The organism is Streptomyces sp. NPDC024632 (assembly GCF_055559175.1).
Map to the genome: position 1 here is coordinate 9,302 of NZ_JBVHLD010000008.1, position 17,559 is coordinate 26,860.

General features: G+C 72.2%; 15 protein-coding genes. 7 read left to right on the plus strand and 8 right to left on the minus strand.

Annotation, left to right across the window (positions count from 1 at the left end):
* Positions 1-305 precede the first annotated feature (305 nt).
* Entirely contained in the window at positions 306-1,910 is a 1,605-nt protein-coding gene (locus tag ACZ37P_RS17825) for an amino acid adenylation domain-containing protein (RefSeq protein WP_467347254.1), read from the plus strand.
* The gene (locus ACZ37P_RS17830; RefSeq protein WP_467347256.1) at positions 1,910-3,199 is read left to right on the plus strand and encodes a benzoate/H(+) symporter BenE family transporter; all 1,290 of its coding nucleotides are present in this window, start codon (positions 1,910-1,912) and stop codon (positions 3,197-3,199) included. Before ACZ37P_RS17825 ends, ACZ37P_RS17830 begins: the two co-directional genes overlap by 1 nt.
* A 74-nt stretch (positions 3,200-3,273) precedes the next feature.
* On the opposite strand, the gene ACZ37P_RS17835 is transcribed toward ACZ37P_RS17830, so the two are convergent.
* A complete protein-coding gene (locus ACZ37P_RS17835) occupies positions 3,274-5,244 on the minus strand; it encodes a discoidin domain-containing protein (RefSeq protein WP_467347258.1) in 1,971 nt (656 codons plus the stop codon).
* Between the two features lie 173 nt (positions 5,245-5,417).
* On the opposite strand from ACZ37P_RS17835, the gene ACZ37P_RS17840 reads away from it, so the two are divergent.
* Positions 5,418-6,440, plus strand: coding sequence for a LacI family DNA-binding transcriptional regulator (locus tag ACZ37P_RS17840; RefSeq protein ID WP_355346035.1), 1,023 nt, complete (start codon positions 5,418-5,420; stop codon positions 6,438-6,440).
* A gap of 55 nt (positions 6,441-6,495) precedes the next feature.
* Here the strand turns inward: ACZ37P_RS17840 and ACZ37P_RS17845 are convergent, their stop codons facing one another.
* A complete protein-coding gene (locus ACZ37P_RS17845) occupies positions 6,496-7,356 on the minus strand; it encodes an SCO6745 family protein (protein ID WP_402712051.1) in 861 nt (286 codons plus the stop codon).
* A 204-nt stretch (positions 7,357-7,560) separates the two neighbouring features.
* Between ACZ37P_RS17845 and ACZ37P_RS17850 the strand changes: the two genes are divergently transcribed.
* Positions 7,561-8,841, plus strand: a complete 1,281-nt coding sequence (locus tag ACZ37P_RS17850; RefSeq protein ID WP_401310811.1) for a VWA domain-containing protein — start codon at positions 7,561-7,563, stop codon at positions 8,839-8,841.
* Positions 8,841-9,692, plus strand: a complete 852-nt coding sequence (locus ACZ37P_RS17855) for a hypothetical protein (protein WP_355346026.1) — start codon at positions 8,841-8,843, stop codon at positions 9,690-9,692. The genes ACZ37P_RS17850 and ACZ37P_RS17855 overlap by 1 nt, the downstream gene beginning before the upstream one ends.
* A 90-nt stretch (positions 9,693-9,782) precedes the next feature.
* Here ACZ37P_RS17855 and ACZ37P_RS17860 read toward each other — a convergent pair whose 3' ends face one another.
* A complete protein-coding gene (locus ACZ37P_RS17860; RefSeq protein ID WP_355346023.1) occupies positions 9,783-10,151 on the minus strand; it encodes a DUF427 domain-containing protein in 369 nt (122 codons plus the stop codon).
* Positions 10,152-10,343: 192 nt separating this feature from the next.
* Between ACZ37P_RS17860 and ACZ37P_RS17865 the strand changes: the two genes are divergently transcribed.
* On the plus strand, positions 10,344-10,565 hold the full coding sequence (locus tag ACZ37P_RS17865) for a hypothetical protein (protein WP_188282053.1): 222 nt from the start codon (positions 10,344-10,346) through the stop codon (positions 10,563-10,565).
* Between the two features lie 31 nt (positions 10,566-10,596).
* On the opposite strand, the gene ACZ37P_RS17870 is transcribed toward ACZ37P_RS17865, so the two are convergent.
* The 3 genes from ACZ37P_RS17870 to ACZ37P_RS17880 are packed head-to-tail and all read right to left on the minus strand — an operon-like array spanning position 10,597 to position 14,092.
* Positions 10,597-11,346 (minus strand): succinate dehydrogenase/fumarate reductase iron-sulfur subunit, encoded by a 750-nt coding sequence (locus ACZ37P_RS17870; protein ID WP_355346019.1) that lies wholly within the window; start codon positions 11,344-11,346, stop codon positions 10,597-10,599.
* Positions 11,343-13,382 carry a fumarate reductase/succinate dehydrogenase flavoprotein subunit gene (locus ACZ37P_RS17875; RefSeq protein ID WP_467347261.1) on the minus strand — a complete coding sequence of 680 codons (2,040 nt, stop codon included), beginning with the start codon at positions 13,380-13,382 and terminating at the stop codon, positions 11,343-11,345. The genes ACZ37P_RS17870 and ACZ37P_RS17875 overlap by 4 nt, the downstream gene beginning before the upstream one ends.
* 5 nt (positions 13,383-13,387) lie before the next feature.
* Positions 13,388-14,092 carry a succinate dehydrogenase cytochrome b subunit gene (locus tag ACZ37P_RS17880; RefSeq protein WP_355346013.1) on the minus strand — a complete coding sequence of 235 codons (705 nt, stop codon included), beginning with the start codon at positions 14,090-14,092 and terminating at the stop codon, positions 13,388-13,390.
* Positions 14,093-14,188: 96 nt separating this feature from the next.
* Here ACZ37P_RS17880 and ACZ37P_RS17885 point away from each other — a divergent pair, with 96 nt between their 5' ends.
* A complete protein-coding gene (locus ACZ37P_RS17885) occupies positions 14,189-15,079 on the plus strand; it encodes a LysR family transcriptional regulator (RefSeq protein WP_355346010.1) in 891 nt (296 codons plus the stop codon).
* Positions 15,080-15,095: 16 nt separating this feature from the next.
* Here ACZ37P_RS17885 and ACZ37P_RS17890 read toward each other — a convergent pair whose 3' ends face one another.
* Positions 15,096-15,326: a cupin domain-containing protein gene (locus ACZ37P_RS17890; protein ID WP_391045651.1), complete on the minus strand. Its 231-nt coding sequence runs from the start codon at positions 15,324-15,326 to the stop codon at positions 15,096-15,098.
* 63 nt (positions 15,327-15,389) lie between these two features.
* Positions 15,390-17,447, minus strand: a complete 2,058-nt coding sequence (locus ACZ37P_RS17895; RefSeq protein WP_467347262.1) for a phosphocholine-specific phospholipase C — start codon at positions 17,445-17,447, stop codon at positions 15,390-15,392.
* Positions 17,448-17,559: the final 112 nt, after the last annotated feature.

Sequence of the window (17,559 nt, forward strand, 5' to 3'; positions counted from 1 at the left end):
AAAAGGGAAAAACAGAGAAAGAAAAGAAAAAAACCACGTCCTCCTACCAAAAGTACAAAACCCTCCCCCGGCAACGGCTCCCCCCCCCCCCCCCCGCGCCGGTCGGCGCCGGGGACGGTCCGGGTATCGGAATTGGCGCGCGCTCCTTCGGGGCCGCGGATTACGATGCCCGAGCCGTCCCCTTCGCCGTTGTCACCTGCCACGGCGCGCGGGCCCGGTGGTCAAGCAAACGCCGAGCCTGGGAAAGCGCGGGACGTGATGGTTCGTCGAGCACACCGCCGACGGCACGCCGTATCCGTCCGGAGGTGTCGGCGCTGCGCCGGGTGACCGCGTCCGAGGCGGCCCTGGCCGCGCACCGGCAGATCAACGCCACGGCGGTCGGCTATCCGCGCGACAGCGGTGTGCCCACGCTGTTCGAGGAGCGCGCGCGGCTGCGGCCCGAAGCGCCCGCGGTCGAACAGGGCGCGCGCACGGTCGGCTACGGGCAGCTCGACCGCCTCGCCAACGGCCTCGCCCGTGACCTGCTGGCGCGCGGACTCCCGCCGGGCGCGACCGTCGGCGTGTGCCTCGACCGCTCTCCCGAACTGGTCGTCGCGCTGCTCGCCGTCCTCAAATGCGGCGGCTGCTACCTGCCGTTCGACGCGTCCTGGCCGGACGAGCGGCTGCGCGCGCTGCTGTCGGACGCCGACTGCCGGTGGGTGCTCACCGACCGGCCGGCGGAGCTGGCCGACCGGCTCGACGGCTGCCGGACCGTCCCGGTGACGCGGGACGGTGTCGCGGAGAGCGAGCGCGGCCCGGAGGTCGAGGTCACGGGCGACGCCGTCGCGTACGTCAACTTCACCTCGGGTTCGACCGGCCGCCCCAAGGGGGTGCCGGTCCGGCACCGCGGTGTGGTCCGGCTGGTGTCCGGCGCCCGCTACGCCCGGCTCGGCGAGGGCGGCAGGCTGCTGCAACTGGCGCCGGTGACCTTCGACGCGGCGACCTTCGAGATCTGGGGCGCGCTGCTGACCGGCGGCACCTGCGTGCTCTACCCCGACACGCGGCTGAGCCTGTCGAAGCTGGGGCGGGTGCTGCGCGAGAGCCGGGTCAATGTGCTGTTCCTGACCACGGCGCTGTTCAACTCCGTGCTGGACGAGGCGCCCGAAGCCCTCGACACGGTGGCCACCGTGCTGACCGGCGGCGAGCGCGCCTCGGTGCCGCGGCTGGCGCAGGCCGTACGCCGCTACGGCCCCGGCCGCCTGGTGCACGTCTACGGACCGACCGAGTCGACCACCTTCGCCACGTACCACCGGGTCGACGCGCTCCCCGCCGACGCGGCGGAACTGCCGATCGGCCGGCCGATCCAGAACACCCGGCTGTATGTGATCGACACGGACGGCGACGACGGCGGTGAGCTGTGCGAGCCGGGGCGCGCGGGCGAGATCTGGCTGGCGGGGGACGGTCTGTCGCCCGGATATCTGGGGATGCCGGAGCTGACCGCCCGGCTGTTCGTGGAGCGCGAGGTCGACGGCGTACGCGAACGGCTGTACCGGACGGGCGACTACGGGCATCTGCGGGCGGACGGCGCGGCGGTGTTCCACGGCCGCAGGGACGACCAGGTGAAGGTGAACGGCTACCGCATCGAACTGGGCGAGATCGCCCACCATCTGGACCGGCACCCGGCCGTCCGGCGCAGCTTCGTCACCGCGAGCGCCCGCGGCGAGAAGCCGGTGTGGGCGTTCGTCGTCACCGACGACCCGGCCTGCACCCCGCAGGCGCTCCGCGCCCATCTGCGCGCGCTGCTGCCCGGCTTCATGGTCCCGGCCCGCATCCAGCTCTGTGACACCCTGCCGTTGACCGCCAGCGGCAAGATCGACCGCACGGCCCTGCTCGCCGCCCACGCGCGCCGGCCGGCCCCGGAGGAGACCTGATGCCCGTCCGCACCACCGCCCCGGAGCCCGTCCGGGACAAGCCCGGCGGTGACTCCGCGCGCTCCGGCCTCCTCCGGGCCTCGACGGCGGGCCTGATCGCCGCCTTCGTCGGCTTCTCCAGCTCCTTCGCGGTGGTGCTCGAAGGGCTCACCAAGGTCGGCGCGTCGCACGCCGAGGCCGCGTCGGGACTGATGGCGCTGTGCGTGGCGATGGGCCTGTGCGCGATCTACCTGAGCCTGCGCTCCCGGCTGCCGATCAGCATCGCCTGGTCGACGCCGGGCGCGGCGCTGCTGGCGGGCTCCGCGGGTACGCACGGCGGATTCGCGGCGGCCGTGGGCGCGTTCCTGCTCACGGGGGTGCTCGTCGTGATCTCCGGGCTGTGGAAGCCCCTCGGCCGGTGGGTCTCGGCGATCCCGAAGCCGCTGGCGAACGCGATGCTCGCGGGCATCCTGCTGCCGCTGTGCCTGGCTCCGGCGCACGCGGTCAAGTCCGACCCGGCGGTGGGCCTCGGTGTGATCCTCGCCTGGGCGGTCGTCGGCAGTGTCCGGAAGCTGTACGCGGTGCCCGCCGCGGTGGTCGTGGCCGTCGTCCTGATCGCCGCCACCACGCACATCGACACGGCCGCGCTCGGCCCGCTGTGGCCGCACCCGGTGCTGGTCACCCCGCACTTCACCGCCTCCGCGGTGATCGGCGTCGCGCTGCCGCTGTACGTGGTGACGATGGCGTCGCAGAATATCCCCGGCATCGCGGTGCTCAATGTCAACGGCTACCACCCGGAGCCGGGGCCGCTGTTCGGCTGGACCGGCGTCTTCAGCCTGCTGTCGGCGCCCTTCGGCGGGCACGCGGTCAACCTGGCGGCGATCACCGCCGCGCTGTGCGCGGGCGAGGAGGCGGGGCCCGACCCGCGCAAGCGGTACCGGGCCGCGGTCGTCGCCGGCGGCGCGTACATCCTGCTGGGCCTGGGCGCGGCGGCGGCGGTCGCCTTCGTCAACGCCTCACCGCCCAATGTCATCGAGGCCGTCGCGGGACTCGCGCTGCTCGGCGCCCTCGGCAATTCCCTGACCGGCGCGATGGCCGACGCCGACCACCGCGAGTCGGCGGTCGTCACGCTCGTCGTCACCGTCTCGGGCGTGACCTTCTTCGGCGTCAGTGGCGCCTTCTGGGGCCTGGGCGCGGGCGGCGCGCTGTACGCGACGCGGCAGTGGCAGGCGCGCCGGACGGAGCGGGCGGCAGCGGCGGACGCCGGGCCGGAGGCGGCGGCGCGTCCCGTACCGGAGGCGGACGCGTGACACGCGGCGGCAGCCGCGACCTCCTGGAGGTCGCGGCTGCCCCGGGGTGACGCGTCGGGTCTGAACGCCTCGGCTCAGCGGTAGAGCCGCAGATCGGCCAGGCTCCACCAGTTGGCCGCCGTGCCCGTCGATGTGACGCGCACATAGCGTGCCGTGGTCGTACGGGGCAGGTCGGCGACGGTGAGCTGCCCGGTTCCCGTACCGGCGGCGGCCGTCCGCCAGGTGAGGCCGTCGTCGCTGGTCGAGATCTGCCAGCCGCGGGCGTAGTCGCCGAGGTTGTCGCCGCTGTCGACGGCGACGCGGGAGAACGCGGTGCGCTTCTTGAGGTCGATCTGCACGTACTGGCCGGGGGTCTGGGCCGCGCCGCTGGACCAGCGGGTCGAGCCGTCGGCGTCGATCGCGAGGTCGGGGGCGCCCTGCCCGGCGGGCTGGGAGGTGGCGCTCGCGCCGTTCAGCGGCACCGCGTGCGACCGGCTGGTCAGATCAGCCGACCGGGGCCATGTGAAGGTCGCCAGCGCACCGCCGGGCAGGGAGTATGCGAAGGTCCGGTCGCCGACGGCGACGGCGAAGGAGCGCGGGTCGTCGTTCTCGTTGTGCACGACGAGCGCGGTGGAGCCGTCGGGGTTGCGGAAGGCGACGTCGGTGAGCTGGCCGTTCCAGCCGGTCGTGCCGTAGTTGGTGCTGCCGATCCGTACCGCGCCCGGCCGGACGAACTTCGACAGGTGGCCGATGGTGAAGAACTCGGCGCTGGGGGTGACCGTGCCGTCCGGCTGGACGGTCAGCAGGGCGGTGCAGGTGTCGCAGCCGCCGTTGTGCGGGCCGCCGTCGGCGTCCAGCGCGAGGTTCCAGTCGGCGACGGACTTCGCCCAGTTGCGCGTGGTGCCGACGGTGATCGTGCGCGCGTGCCAGGTCAGCGTGCCGCGGAAGATCTGCGCGGGCGTGTCGGTCGCGCCGTGCGAGCCGGAGCACTCCGTGAACCAGATGCCCTTGTCGGGGTGCGCGTCGTGCAGCGCGCTCTGCGCGCTGGGGTCGCCCGAGTAGCAGTGGTAGGCGGTGCCCGCGATCCACCGGGCGGCCGGGCTGTCCAGCACCTCGTACGGGTAGTCGGTCTGCGGGTCCTCGCCCATCTGCTCGGCGGTCTTGATGTCGTCGGGGTGCGTGGTCCAGTTGTGGTCGTACGCGAGGATCTTGGTGCGCGGGCTGGCCCGGTGCAGCAGCGGTCCCAGCGCCTCGATCACCTTGACCTGCGCCTGCACGGGCAGGTCGGTGCCGGGGTACGCGGAGGGCTTACGGTTCTGCGGCTCGTTCTGCACCGTCAGGTAGTCGACGGGCACGCCCGCCGCCGCGTACGCCTGGACGAATTTCACCAGGTAGCGGGCGTAGGCGTCGTAGACCTTGGGGTCGTCCTTGAGGTGGCCGCCGACCAGCGAGTCGCCGTCCTTCATCCACGCGGGCGGGCTCCAGGGCGTGGCCATGACGGTGAGCCGGGGGTTGAGCCGCTTCGCCTGGCGCAGCAGCGGCAGGATCTGCCGCTGGTCGTGCGCGATGCTGAAGTGGCGCAGCGCGAAGTCGGTCTGCCCCGCGGGCATGTCGTCGTAGGTGTAGTGGGCGGCGGAGGCCGTGAAGTCGGAGGAGCCGATGGGCTGGCGCAGGAAGCTGACGCCGATGCCGCGGGCGGGGTCGAAGAGCTGCCGCATCGCGGAGTCCCGCGTCGTGCGCGGCAGTCGGCTCAGGACGGCGGCCGAGGAGTCGGTGAGCGCGCCGCCGAAGCCGTCCACGCTCTGGTAGCTCTGGTTCGGGTCGACGGTGATGGTGGTGAGGTCGGACGGTCCCCGGCCGAAGTCGACCGGCGGCTGCTGCCGTAGTTCCTGCTCGCCGTCGGCCGTGGTCAGCCACACCTGGGCGCGGGGTGGCGGCGCCGGGCGGGAGGGGGAGGCCGCGGTGGCGGCGGTCGGGGTGACGGCGGCCGTCTGGGCGGCCGGTACGCAGGCCAGGCAGAGTGCGGCGGCTGTGGCAGCGGCGGCACCTACGGCGCGTCTCCTCATCGTTCTCCTCGGGCAGCACTCACTCTGAAACGGAATGAAACGTTTTCTGGAACCGTGGCGAAAATCAGGTAAGCGGTCGGCGGCGTGCGCTGTCAATGCCTTGTACCGATCCTGCCGTGACCCTGATGGGTCGGGGCGCTAAGCTGCGCACATGAAACGAACGGGTGTAACAGTTGGCTAGGTCACCGGGCACCCGCGTGACGGTCCGCGCCATCGCGGCGGAGGCGGGCGTCTCCATCGCCACCGTGTCGCGGGTCATGACAGGACAGGCCAACGTGGCCCCCGACACCCAGGCGCTGGTCCGCCGGGCGGTCGAACGACTGGGGGCCCCGGCCCCCGTCCGGCGCGGCGCGGCGGACGGCGCGATCTACGTGCGCTGCCCGTATGTCCTCACCGACTACTTCGGTGTGATCGTCTCCTCGATCGCCGAGACACTGGACCTGCACGGCAGGCGCGTGGTGCTCAGCGCGGGCGACGCGGCGCGCGAGGTCCAGGTGCTGCCGGGGCTGCCGGGCGACCCGGGCATCGCGGGCGCGATCCTCATCGTCCCGCCCGAGCCGGAAAGGGAGTTGGAGGTCCTGCGGGCCCAGGACTTCCCCTTCGTGGTCGTCGACCCGCGCACCCCGCTCCCCCGCGACATCGCCTCGGTCTCGGCCGCCAACCTCGCCGCGGCCCGCAGCGTCACCGCGCACCTGGTGGAGTTCGGCCACCGCCGGATCGGCGTCATCGGCGGACCGGGCGACTGGCTCGCCAGCAAGTCCCGTCTCGCGGGCCACACTTCGGCCCTCGCCGACGCAGGGGTGCTGCCCTCCCCCGAACTCCTGCGCAGCATCGAGCCGACCGCCGACTGGGGCTACGGGGCCGCCTGCGAACTCCTCGACCTCCCCCAACCCCCGACCGCGCTGGTCGCGTTCAACGACAAGGCCGCCGTCGGCGCGCTGCGCGCCGCCTACGAACGCGGCCTGCGCGTCCCCGAGGACCTCTCCATCACCGGCTTCGACGACATCGACCTCAGCCGCAGCACTGTGCCCCGCCTCACCACCGTCCGCCAGCCGCTCGAAGAGATGGGCCGGATGGCGGTCTCCCTGCTGATGCGGCTCCTGGACCGCCACACGGTCGACACCCTCCACGTCGAACTGGCCACCCACCTGGTGGTCCGCGGCTCGACGGGCCCGGCGCCGACGCCTCCCCGCTGACGCGGGGAGCGGGCGTCCGGGGCCGGTGGCCCGCTCGGAGTCGGCGACAGGTGCGTCAGCGCTTGGGGCCGGTCGCGAAGACGCCCTCGGGGAAGGCGCCCGCGGCCAGCGCGCGCATGGTGAGGCCCTGGGCGATCTCGGTCAGACGGGCGGTGCCGGCCTCGCCGAGGTGCTCGTAGGGGGCGCGGCCGAGACGGTCGGTCTCGGACTCGATGTGGCGGCGCAGTTCGACACCCTGGTCGGTGAGCGAGCCTTCGGCGTCGAGAAGGCCGCGGTCGCGCAGCCGGGCGACGGCCGCGTCCCACTCCTGCTCGCTCCAGCCGCGGTGGGTCCTGGCGAAGCCCGGCAGGAAGCCCTTGCCGGTCGCGGTGTGGGTGACGAGGGCTTCCAGGCCGTCGAGTTCGGCGCAGAGCAGGACGGCGAGGTGTCCGTCGCCGCGGTACTCGCGCAGCAGCGTGGTGGCGTGCCAGAAGGCCAGGTGCGGCTCCTTCGGCGACGGCAGGGCCGCGTGGGCGGCGTAGAGGATACGGTCGCCGCCGGTGCACGCCTCGGCGGCCCGCTGGGCGAGTTCGGCGGCCTCGGCCATCTCCGGGGAGTCGACGGCGTCGCCGAGCAGACGGCGCTGTACGGCGTCGACCGCGCGCAGCCGCGCCGCGGTGATGTCCTCGGGGGCGGCCAGGGTCCAGGCGAGCGGGATGTGTCGGGCCACCAGGGACGGGCTGAAGTTGTAGAAGGTGCTCGTCACGACGGCAGGGCCGACCGGGCCGAGGGCGGCGGCGCGGCCCGCGAAGTAGCACATGCGGTTGTTCTCCAGCCCGGCCGCGACCAGCGCCGCCTGCGTCTCGGGCGCGAAGTACACCATCGAGTGCAGCGGTTCGAGCACCCGGAAACATTTCCTACCGGCCAGTAGCGTCATATCCGCCACTTTACTGAGATCGCCGCGCACGTCCACCCCCGGCGCACCACCTGCCGGCGCGCGGCCCCGGCGGCTCCCCGGCCCGGCGCGCGCTCGTCGTCCCCGCCCGTGGTCCGTCCCCGTCCGTCCGCTTTGGCACGGTCCCGCACCGGCCGCCGACCGGCCGACTTCAGGTTTTGACACTACCTTCACTACGATCCGGCGATGATCATAAGAAGGTTACTGACGGCCGGAGTTGGCTGCGGCCTGCTGGTCGTCCTGGCTTGCGGTCTGCTGCCCGCGAGCGCGGTCGCCGACGAACCCACGACACCGGCGACGCCGACGGCGCAAGCCGCCCCGAAGGTGGAACTGCTGCTCGATGTCAGCGGCTCCATGCGGGCGAAGGACATCGACGGGCAGTCGCGGATGGCCGCCGCGAAGCAGGCGTTCGACGACGTGCTGGACTCGGTGCCGGAGAACGTGGAGCTGGGCATCAGGACGCTCGGCGCCGACTATCCGGGCAACGACCGCAAGACCGGGTGCAAGGACACCCGGCAGCTCTACCCGGTCGGCCCGCTGAACCGCACCGAGGCCAAGGCCGCGGTGGCGACGCTGGCGCCCACCGGCTGGACGCCGATCGGCCCCGCGCTGCTCAAGGCGGCCGACGATCTCCAGGGCGGCGACGGCACCCGCCGCCTGGTGCTGATCACCGACGGCGAGGACACCTGCGCGCCGCTCAACCCGTGCGACGTCGCGCGGGACATCGCCGCCAAGGGCATCCATCTGGTCATCGACACCCTGGGCCTGATCCCGGACTCCTCGACCCGTAACCAGTTGACGTGCATCGCGGAGGCGACCGGCGGCACGTACACCGCCGTCCAGCACCGGCAGCAGCTCACCACCAAGGTGAAGCAGTTGGTGGGCCGCAGCACCGACGCCGTGGTGGCTCCGGTGGCCACCCGGGGCGCCGCGCAGTGCGCGGACGCGCCGCAGCTCAAGGCGGGGATCTACACCGACCGCGAGCTGTTCTCGGAGAACCGCTGGTACCGGGTGGACGTGCCGCCGGGGCAGGAGCTGCGCGCCTCGGTGAGCGTCTCCGCCGACCGCGCGGTGAACGCGAACTACGGCGTCCTGCTGCGTGGCGTGACCACGCACGGCCGGGAGATCGTCAGGGACGACGAGGGTGGCACCGGCCGTACCGACGTCGTGTCCGCCGGTATCCGCTACCCCAAGCCGCACGCGGACTCCGACACCCCGCCGGAGACGGTCTGCCTCCAGGTCGGCAACTCCTTCTCGGCCGCGCCGTCGGTCAAGACCACCCCCGGTCTGCCGGTGGAGCTCTCCATCGACCTGGTGGACTCCCCCGACCAGCCCTCCGACGTGGCCTTCTTCGGCCTCGGGCGCGGCTGGTGGCTGCTGGGCACGCTGGCCGTGGCCGGCGCGGTCCTCGGCCTGCTGTCGGGCTGGGTGTCCCGCTGGCGTCTGAACACGGGGAGGACCGTCTGATGCGTACGTCACCACGTAAGGCCGTACGGCTGCTGACGGTCACCGCGGCGGGGCTGCTGGCCGCCGCGGCGCTGGCCCTGAGCGCGGGCGGCGCGGTCGCCGACGACCCGTCGGCCGACCCGAGCGCGAGCACGGGTACGGCCGCTCCCGGCGACGGCGACACCGCGCCGACGGAGGCGGGGACGAGTTTCCGTACCGCCGCCGTCGTCCGGCAGGGGCAGGAGGCGACCGCGGACGCGTCGGCGGGCGACTACCTGTACTGGACGTTCCCCGCCGACAGCGGGCAGAACGTGACGGTGAAGGCCACCGTCACCTTCCCCGAGACCGCGGCCCGGCACGGCGCGTCCACCTGGCAGCTCGATGTGTACGACGGGCTGCGGCGCCGCCAGCCGTGCAGATACGGCGCGCAGAGCAGGTCCGTGGCGGCCGACGCGGGCTCGGTCGAGCTGGTCTGCCACCTGCGGGCGATCCGCTCGTGGGCCGACACCTGGTCCAACGATCCGCTGCGCGGCGGCTACTTCCTGCGGCTGACCGTGCTCGACCTGCCCGCGGCCGACCTCGGCCAGCCGGTCAAGGCGGCCGTGAAGGCCACCTCGGAGGGCACGGCGGGGCAGCAGGCGGTCGACGGCTCGGTGACGCCCGTGGTGTCGGCGTACGCGCCGCATGTGGCGCCGGGCGACGGCTGGGCGGGCACCTGGTGGTCGCCGCGCTGGCTGTGGACCGGCGGCGGCGGTCTGCTGGCCGCTCTGGCCGGTCTGGGCGCGCACCGACTCGCCCGGGGTCCGATCCGGTCTCGGCGGGACCCGCGCACCCCTGAGCGGCCCCGCGAGCCCGTGGGATACCGGGACTGAGGCAGCGGCACGCGAGGAGGGCCCGTCCGACCGGACGGGCCCTCCTTTCTCGCGTGCGACGGCTGCCACGCGGCCACTGCCACGCGAGCGCTACCGCGCGGCGACCTCGACGTGCTGCGGGTAGAAGGCGACGTGTCCGGCGATCGTGCCGACCGCGTCGTACGGCTTCTCGTACGTCCACACCGCGTCGGTGATCTCGCCGTCCGCGGTCACGAGGGAGTAGTAGGAGGCGTCGCCCTTGTAGGGGCAGTACGTCTGGGACTCGGTGGGGCGCAGGGCGTCGGCCTCGACGTCGGCGAGCGGGATGTACTGCACCGGCGGGTAGTCGGCCTCGCGCAGGGTCAGGGCGTGGGTGGTGTCGGCGATGACCTTGCCCGCGGCCCTGACCACGATGCGCTCCGGGTTCGGCTCGACCGTGATGGGGTGGTCGGGACCGGGTGTCTTGACCGTGCGTGCCATGGGGGGCTCCATGAGTAGAACCTGGATGGACCCGAGGTGACCTGGGGGGATCTGCCGCGGTCCGCCTGTCCTGGGCGATACCCACCGAGGGTAGACAGACAGGTCTATACGGGTCAAGGACGGCTGGCGGGTAGTCGCAGATGCGTCGTCCGACGGGACAATCGGACCGCCGACTGGCGCATACTGGTGACAATGACAAAGCCTGATGCAGCGAAGCGCTTTTTGCCCACCAGTCCCTTCAAAGCCCCGGTGGCGCCGCCACCGAAGGAGTTCGCCGTGGGCAATCGGGTCACCCACGATGTGTACGGCCTCGGCCGGGTCACCGGAGTCGAGGAAGGCGTCGCGGTGATCGTCGACTTCGGCTCGCTCCAGAAGCGCATCATGAGCCCGTACACCAAGCTCACCAACCTCTGAGGTTCCAACGGCGTGGGGACCCCGAAGGTTCCTAACGGCGTGGGACCTTGCGGGCCGCCCGCAGCCACTCCTTGTTCATCGCGGTGATCGAGGTCAGCGGGATGCCCTTGGGGCAGGCGGTGGCGCACTCCCCCGTGAGCGTGCAGCCGCCGAATCCCTCCTCGTCCATCCGCGCGACCATGTCGAGGACACGGGTCTCGCGCTCCGGCGCGCCCTGCGGCAGCACGTTGAGGTGGTTGACCTTCGCGGAGGTGAAGAGCATCGCGGAGCCGTTGGGGCAGGCGGCGACGCAGGCGCCGCAGCCGATGCACTCGGCGTGTTCGAACGCGGAGTCGGCGGCGGCCTTGGGTACGGGCGTGGCGTGTGCTTCGGGCGCCGCGCCGGTGGGCACGCTGACGTAGCCGCCGGACTGGATGATCCGGTCGAACGACGAGCGGTCCACGACCAGGTCGCGGACGACGGGGAAGGCGGCGGCCCGCCACGGCTCGACGTCGATGGTGTCGCCGTCCCGGAAGGACCGCATGTGGAGCTGGCAGCTCGTGGTGCGCTCCGGGCCGTGCGCGTCGCCGTTGATCACCAGGCTGCACGCGCCGCAGATGCCCTCACGGCAGTCGTGGTCGAAGGCGACCGGGTCCTCGCCCTCGACGGTGAGCCGTTCGTTGAGCGTGTCGAGCATTTCCAGGAACGACATGTCGGGTGAGACGTCGTCGACCTGGTAGGTGGCCATGGCGCCGGGCGCTTCGGTGTTCTTCTGGCGCCAGACGCGCAGGGTGAGCTTCATGCGTAGCTCCGCTGGGTGGGGTGTACGTAGTCGAAGACGAGGTCTTCCTTGTGCAGGACGGGCGCGTCGCCGGTCCGGGTGAACTCCCACGCGGCGGCGTAGGAGAACTCCTCGTCCCGGCGGGCGGCCTCGCCGTCCGGGGTCTGGGACTCCTCGCGGAAGTGGCCGCCGCAGGACTCGGCGCGGTGCAGCGCGTCGAGGCACATCAGCTCGGCCAGCTCCAGGTAGTCCACGACGCGGTTGGCGCGCTCCAGCGACTGGTTGAACTCCGCGCCGCTGCCCGGCACCTTGATCCGGCGCCAGAATTCGTCCCGGATCTGCGGAATCCGGTCCAGCGCCTTGCGCAGCCCCTCCTCCGTCCTGGCCATCCCGCAGAACTCCCACATCAGCTCGCCGATCTCGCGGTGGAAGGAGTCGGCGGTGCGGTCGCCGTCGACGGCGAGGAGCAGATTGAGCCGGTCCTCGGTCTCCGCGAGGACCTCCTGGACGACGGGGTGTTCGGCGCCGATCTCCTCGCGCCCCGGGTGGCGGGCCAGGTAGTCGTTGATGGTGGCCGGCAGCACGAAGTAGCCGTCGGCCAGGCCCTGCATCAGCGCGGAGGCGCCGAGCCGGTTGGCGCCGTGGTCGGAGAAGTTGGCCTCGCCGATCGCGAAGAGGCCGGGCACGGTGGTCTGGAGGTCGTAGTCCACCCACAGGCCGCCCATCGTGTAGTGCACGGCCGGGTAGATCCGCATCGGGACCTCGTACGGGTCCTCGGCGGTGATCCGCGCGTACATCTCGAAGAGGTTGCCGTACTTCTCCTCGACCGCCCTGCGGCCCATCCGCGCTATGGCGTCGGCGAAGTCCAGGTAGACGCCCTGGCCGCCGGGGCCGACGCCGCGGCCCTCGTCGCAGACGTTCTTCGCGGCGCGGGAGGCGATGTCGCGCGGTACGAGGTTGCCGAAGGAGGGGTAGATCCGCTCCAGGTAGTAGTCGCGCTCGTCCTCGGGGATCTCGCCGGGCGGGCGGGTGTCGCCCTTGGTGCGCGGCACCCAGATCCGGCCGTCGTTGCGCAGCGACTCGCTCATCAGCGTGAGCTTGGACTGGTGGTCGCCGGTGCGCGGGATGCAGGTGGGGTGGATCTGGGTGAAGCAGGGGTTGGCGAAGTACGCGCCGCGCCGGTGCGCCCGCCAGACGGCGGTCGCGTTGGAGTTCATGGCGTTGGTCGACAGGTAGAAGACGTTGCCGTAGCCGCCGGAGGCCAGCACCACGGCGTCCGCGAAGTGGCTGCGGATCTCGCCGGTGATCAGGTCGCGGGCGACGATGCCGCGGGCCCTGCCGTCGATGACGATCAGGTCGAGCATTTCGGTCCGCGGGTGCATCTCGACATTGCCCGCGGCGATCTGCCGGGACAGCGCCTGGTAGGCGCCGAGCAGCAGTTGCTGGCCGGTCTGGCCGCGGGCGTAGAAGGTGCGGGAGACCTGGACACCGCCGAAGGAGCGGGTGTCGAGCAGGCCGCCGTACTCACGGGCGAAGGGCACGCCCTGCGCGACGCACTGGTCGATGATCTCCACCGAGATCTGGGCGAGGCGGCGGACGTTGGACTCGCGGGCCCTGAAGTCGCCGCCCTTGACGGTGTCGTAGAAGAGCCGGTGGACGGAGTCGCCGTCGTTGCGGTAGTTCTTCGCGGCGTTGATGCCGCCCTGCGCGGCGATCGAGTGGGCGCGGCGCGGGGAGTCCTGGTAGCAGAACTGCACGACGTGGTAGCCCTGTTCGGCGAGCGTGGCGCCCGCGGAGCCGCCCGCGAGCCCGGTGCCGACGACGATCACGGTGTGCTTGCGGCGGTTGGCGGGGTTGACCAGCTTCGCGGTGAAGCGGCGGGTGTCCCAGCGGTCCTCGATCGGGCCTTCGGGTGCCTTGGTGTCGGCGAGGGGCTCGCCGGTCGCGTACCGCGCGTAGTCGGACGGCGCGGAGTCGGACGGCGCGGGCGCGGCGTCGGTCGCGGCGGTCGTCGCGGAAAGCTCGGGGCTGTCGGGGGTCTCGGGCGTCTCGGGCATGTCAGTCAGCTCACGATTCCGGTCATGACGCCGACGGGTACGGCGATGAAGCCGGCCGTCAGCACCAGTGCGAGTGCGTTCGCGGTGGCCTTGAGCACCCGGTCACGGGTGGCACTGCCCGCGCCGAGGGTCTGGGCGGCGCTCCAGAAGCCGTGCCTGATGTGCAGGCCGAGGGCGAGCATCGCCACGATGTAGATGACGTTGTTCCACCAGTCGTGGAAGGCGGCCACGACGTTCTGGTACGGGTGGCCGGGCACGAAGCCGCGCTGCACGGTGCCGGTGGTCAGGTCGAGGATGTGCCAGACGATGAACAGCAGCAGGATCACGCCGCCCCAGCGCATGGTGCGGGTGGCGTAGCTGGCCCGCGGTCGCGGATGGGCGTAGGCGACCGGCCGGGCGCGCCGGTCGAGGCGGCTGAGCTGGTACGCGCACACGCCGTGCAGCACGACGGCGGCGACCAGCACGACGCGGATGATCCACAGCGCCCACTCGTAGTGCAGGAACGGCTCGCCGATGGTGCGCAGCCAGTGCGCGTACTCGTTGAAGCTGCCGGACCCGAAGAAGATCTTGAGGTTGCCGAACATGTGGACGACCAGGTACAGCAGCATGATCAGGCCGCTCACCGCCATGATCGTCTTCTTGCCGACGGTCGAGCCCCAGACCGTGCGCGCCATCGACGGACGTCGGTCCGTCCGCGTTGCCAGTGCCATGTCCACAGACGTTACGGTCACCGGAGTCGAGTGGTCCAAGACATGATCCGGCTCGTGTCCATAGCCTGGGCCTATCGCCGCGTTATCGTGGGACCCATGCAGTTCCAGCAGCTCGCGTACTTCGTGGCCGTCGCCGACGCCCGGCACTTCACCCGCGCCGCCGAGCGGGTGCATGTCTCGCAGCCGTCGCTGTCGCAGCAGATCCGCGCGCTGGAGACGGAGCTGGGCGCGCCCCTGTTCAGCCGGGCGCGCGGCAACATCGCGCTCACCGACGCCGGGGAGGCGCTGCTGCCGCTGGCCCGGCGGATCCTCGCCGACGCAGAAACCGCCCGCCACGAGGTGCTGGAGCTGGCTCAGCTGCGGCGCGGCCGGGTCCGGCTCGGCGCCACCCCGAGCCTGTGCACCGGCCTGCTCCCCGACGTGCTGCGCGTCTTCCACGACCGGCACCCCGGGGTGCGGCTGCTGATCGAGGAGAGCGGGTCGCACGATCTCGTACGGGAGCTGGCGCGCGGCGGCCTCGACCTGGCGCTGGTGGTGCTGCCGCTGCCGAACCCGTCGCCCGCCCTGACCACCGTCGAGCTCTTCCAGGAGGATCTGGTCGTCATCTCCTCCGCCGCGGCCGAGCCGCCGCGCTCACCGGTCAGGATCGCCGACCTCGAAGGCCGCCCGATGGTGATGTTCCGGCACGGCTACGACCTGCGCGACCTGACCCTCGCCGCCTGCCGCTCCGCGGGCTTCGAGCCCTACCTCACCGTCGAGGGCGGCGAGATGGACGCCGTGCTCGGCTTCGTGCGGGCCGGGCTCGGTCTGGGCGTCGTCCCCAGCATGGTCGCCGCCCGCGCGGGTCACGACCTGCGGGTCACACCGCTGGCCCGGCCGGGGCTGCGCCGCACCATCGCCCTGGCCCACCGCAGTGACGTGGCTCCGCCACGGGCCGCCCGGGTCCTCCAGGAAGTCCTTCTGACCGCGGCCCACCGGGAGACCTGAAGCCGCGCGGGAGACCTCAGTCCAGCGGGACGGCCGCCAGGGTCAGCGGGCCGCCCCCGCTGCCGGTGTTGAGGGTGCCCGCGGGCTCCAGCATGCCCGCGGGCTCCAGCAGGAGGATGGCGGTCTCCTCGTCGGCGCGGGGGCAGTGCTCGACGCCCTCGGGGACGACGTACAGCTCACCGGGGCCGAGGACGACGTCGCCGTCGCGGAGCTGGATGGTGAGACGGCCGCTGACGACCAGGAACAGCTCGTCGGTGTCCTCGGGGACGGCCGTCGGAACCGCTGCCCAGGTCCGCTGCCCGGGTCGCCGTCAGTGCGTCCTGATCGCCGGGTCGCTCACGCCGGGGCGGCCCGTCTCGACGTGTCCCGCGAAGCGCCGCAGGAACGCGGCGTCGTGGTCGGCGACCACCGTGAGGTCGTACCAGCGCTTGCCCGCGCGGACGTCGACCGAGTGCGTCTCGCGGCACCCGGCGCGGACCACGTACGTGTGGTGGCGGCCGTCGTAGGAGTTGGTGACCGTGAGCCGGACGTCGCGGCGGCCGGAGTTGCTCATGGTCAGCTCCACCCGTTCGCTCGCGGCGTCGTGACGGGCCGTCACCTCCGCGCCGGATGTGGCGACCGCGCCGCGGAAGGCGCGCAGGAAGCCGTTGGGGCCGTGCACGGTGAGGTCGTATCCGCCGCCGGTCGCGGCCGTATCCCAGGCGCCGGAGAGCTTCTTGCCCGCCTCGGTGGTGTACGTCCACGGGCCGTCGGCGCGGTCCGCGGCGGTGACGTGGAAGCAGACGCCCGCGGCGACACCGCCGCCGAAGGTGAGGGTGACCAGGCCGGTGGACGGCGTGACGGCCGCGTCGACCAGCGGCGCGTACGGCAGCGGGCGGGTCGGCCGGGCGCCGCGCTCCTGCGTGGGCACGGCCTGGCGGGCGGGCGGCACCGGGACGTAGCTGTCGTGCCGGTCGCCGTCCGGCGGCCGGTAGCCGTCGGTGCCGGGCAGGTGCGGGGGCCGGTCCCGCGTGAGCTTGAAGTCGAAGGCGGAGGTCAGATCGCCGCAGACGGTACGCCGCCAGGGCGAGATGTTGGGCTCGTGCACGCCGAAGCGGCGCTCCATGAAGCGGATGATCGAGGTGTGGTCGAAGACCTCGGAGCAGACGTAGCCGCCGGTGCTCCAGGGCGAGACCACCAGCATCGGGACGCGCTGGCCGAGCCCGTACGCGCCGGCCGCGTAGGTGCCGTTGCCCGGGAAGATCTCACCCCGCGTGCTGACGGTGGAGGCGCCGCCGTCCGCGGTGAGCGGGGCGAAGGGCGGGACGACGTGGTCGAAGTACCCGTCGTTCTCGTCGTAGGTGATGAACAGCGCGGTCCTGCTCCACACCTCGGGGTTGGAGGTGAGCGCGTCCAGGACCTGCGAGATGTACCAGGCGCCGTAGTTCGCGGGCCAGTTGGGGTGCTCCGAGAACGCCTCGGGCGCGGCGATCCAGGAGATCTGCGGCAGCCTGCCCGCCGTGACGTCGGCCTTGAGCACGTCGAAGAAGCCGTCGCCCGCCTTGGCGTCGGTTCCGGTGCGGGCCTTCTCGTAGAGCGCGTCGCCGGGCTTGGCGTTGCGGTAATTGTCGAAGTAGAGCAGGGAGTTGTCCCCGTAGTTGCCGCGGTAGGCGTCCGGGATCCAGCCCCAGGAGTGGTCACCGTCCAGGCCGTCGCCGATGTCCTGGTAGATCTTCCAGGAGATCTTCGCCTTCTCCAGCCGCTCCGGGTACGTCGTCCAGTCGTACCCCGCCTCGGAGTTGTCGAGCACCGGGCCGTTGCCCCTGCCGTCGTTGCCCGTGTATCCCGACCACATGTAGTAGCGGTTGGGGTCGGTGCCGCCGGTGAACGAGCAGTGGTACGCGTCGCAGACGGTGAAGGCGTCGGCGAGCGCGTAGTGGAACGGGATGTCGCCGCGCGTCAGGTGCGCCATCGTGCCGGTGCCCTTGGCGGGGATCCACTGGTCGTACTTGCCGTCGTTGACAGCCGCGTGGCTGCCGATCCACTCGTGGTTGAGGCCCTCGATGAACTGGAGGCCGAGGTCGTCCACGTCCGGGTGGAAGGGCAGCACCTCCTTGTCGCCGTCCGGCTGGTGGAACACCGACTTGCCGTTGGGCAGGGACACCGGGCGCGGGTCGCCGAAGCCGCGGACCCCCTTCATCGCGCCGAAGTAGTGGTCGAAGGACCGGTTCTCCTGCATCAGGACGACGATGTGGTCGATGTCCTTGAGGGTGCCGGTCCTGCGGCTGGCCGGGATCGCGGCGGCGCGGGCGATGCTGCTGGACAGGGCGGTGAAGCCCGCGGTGGCACCGGCTATCTGGAGGAACCGCCGCCGGTTGAGTTCAGACATGGATCCGAGGACCTCTTCGCGGTAGGGGGATGCGCGCAGTGCAGGGTCCTCCCACAGCAGCGACCACAGGCGACCTGCCGGTGTCCGGCGCGTGACAGCGGGCGGTACGCGT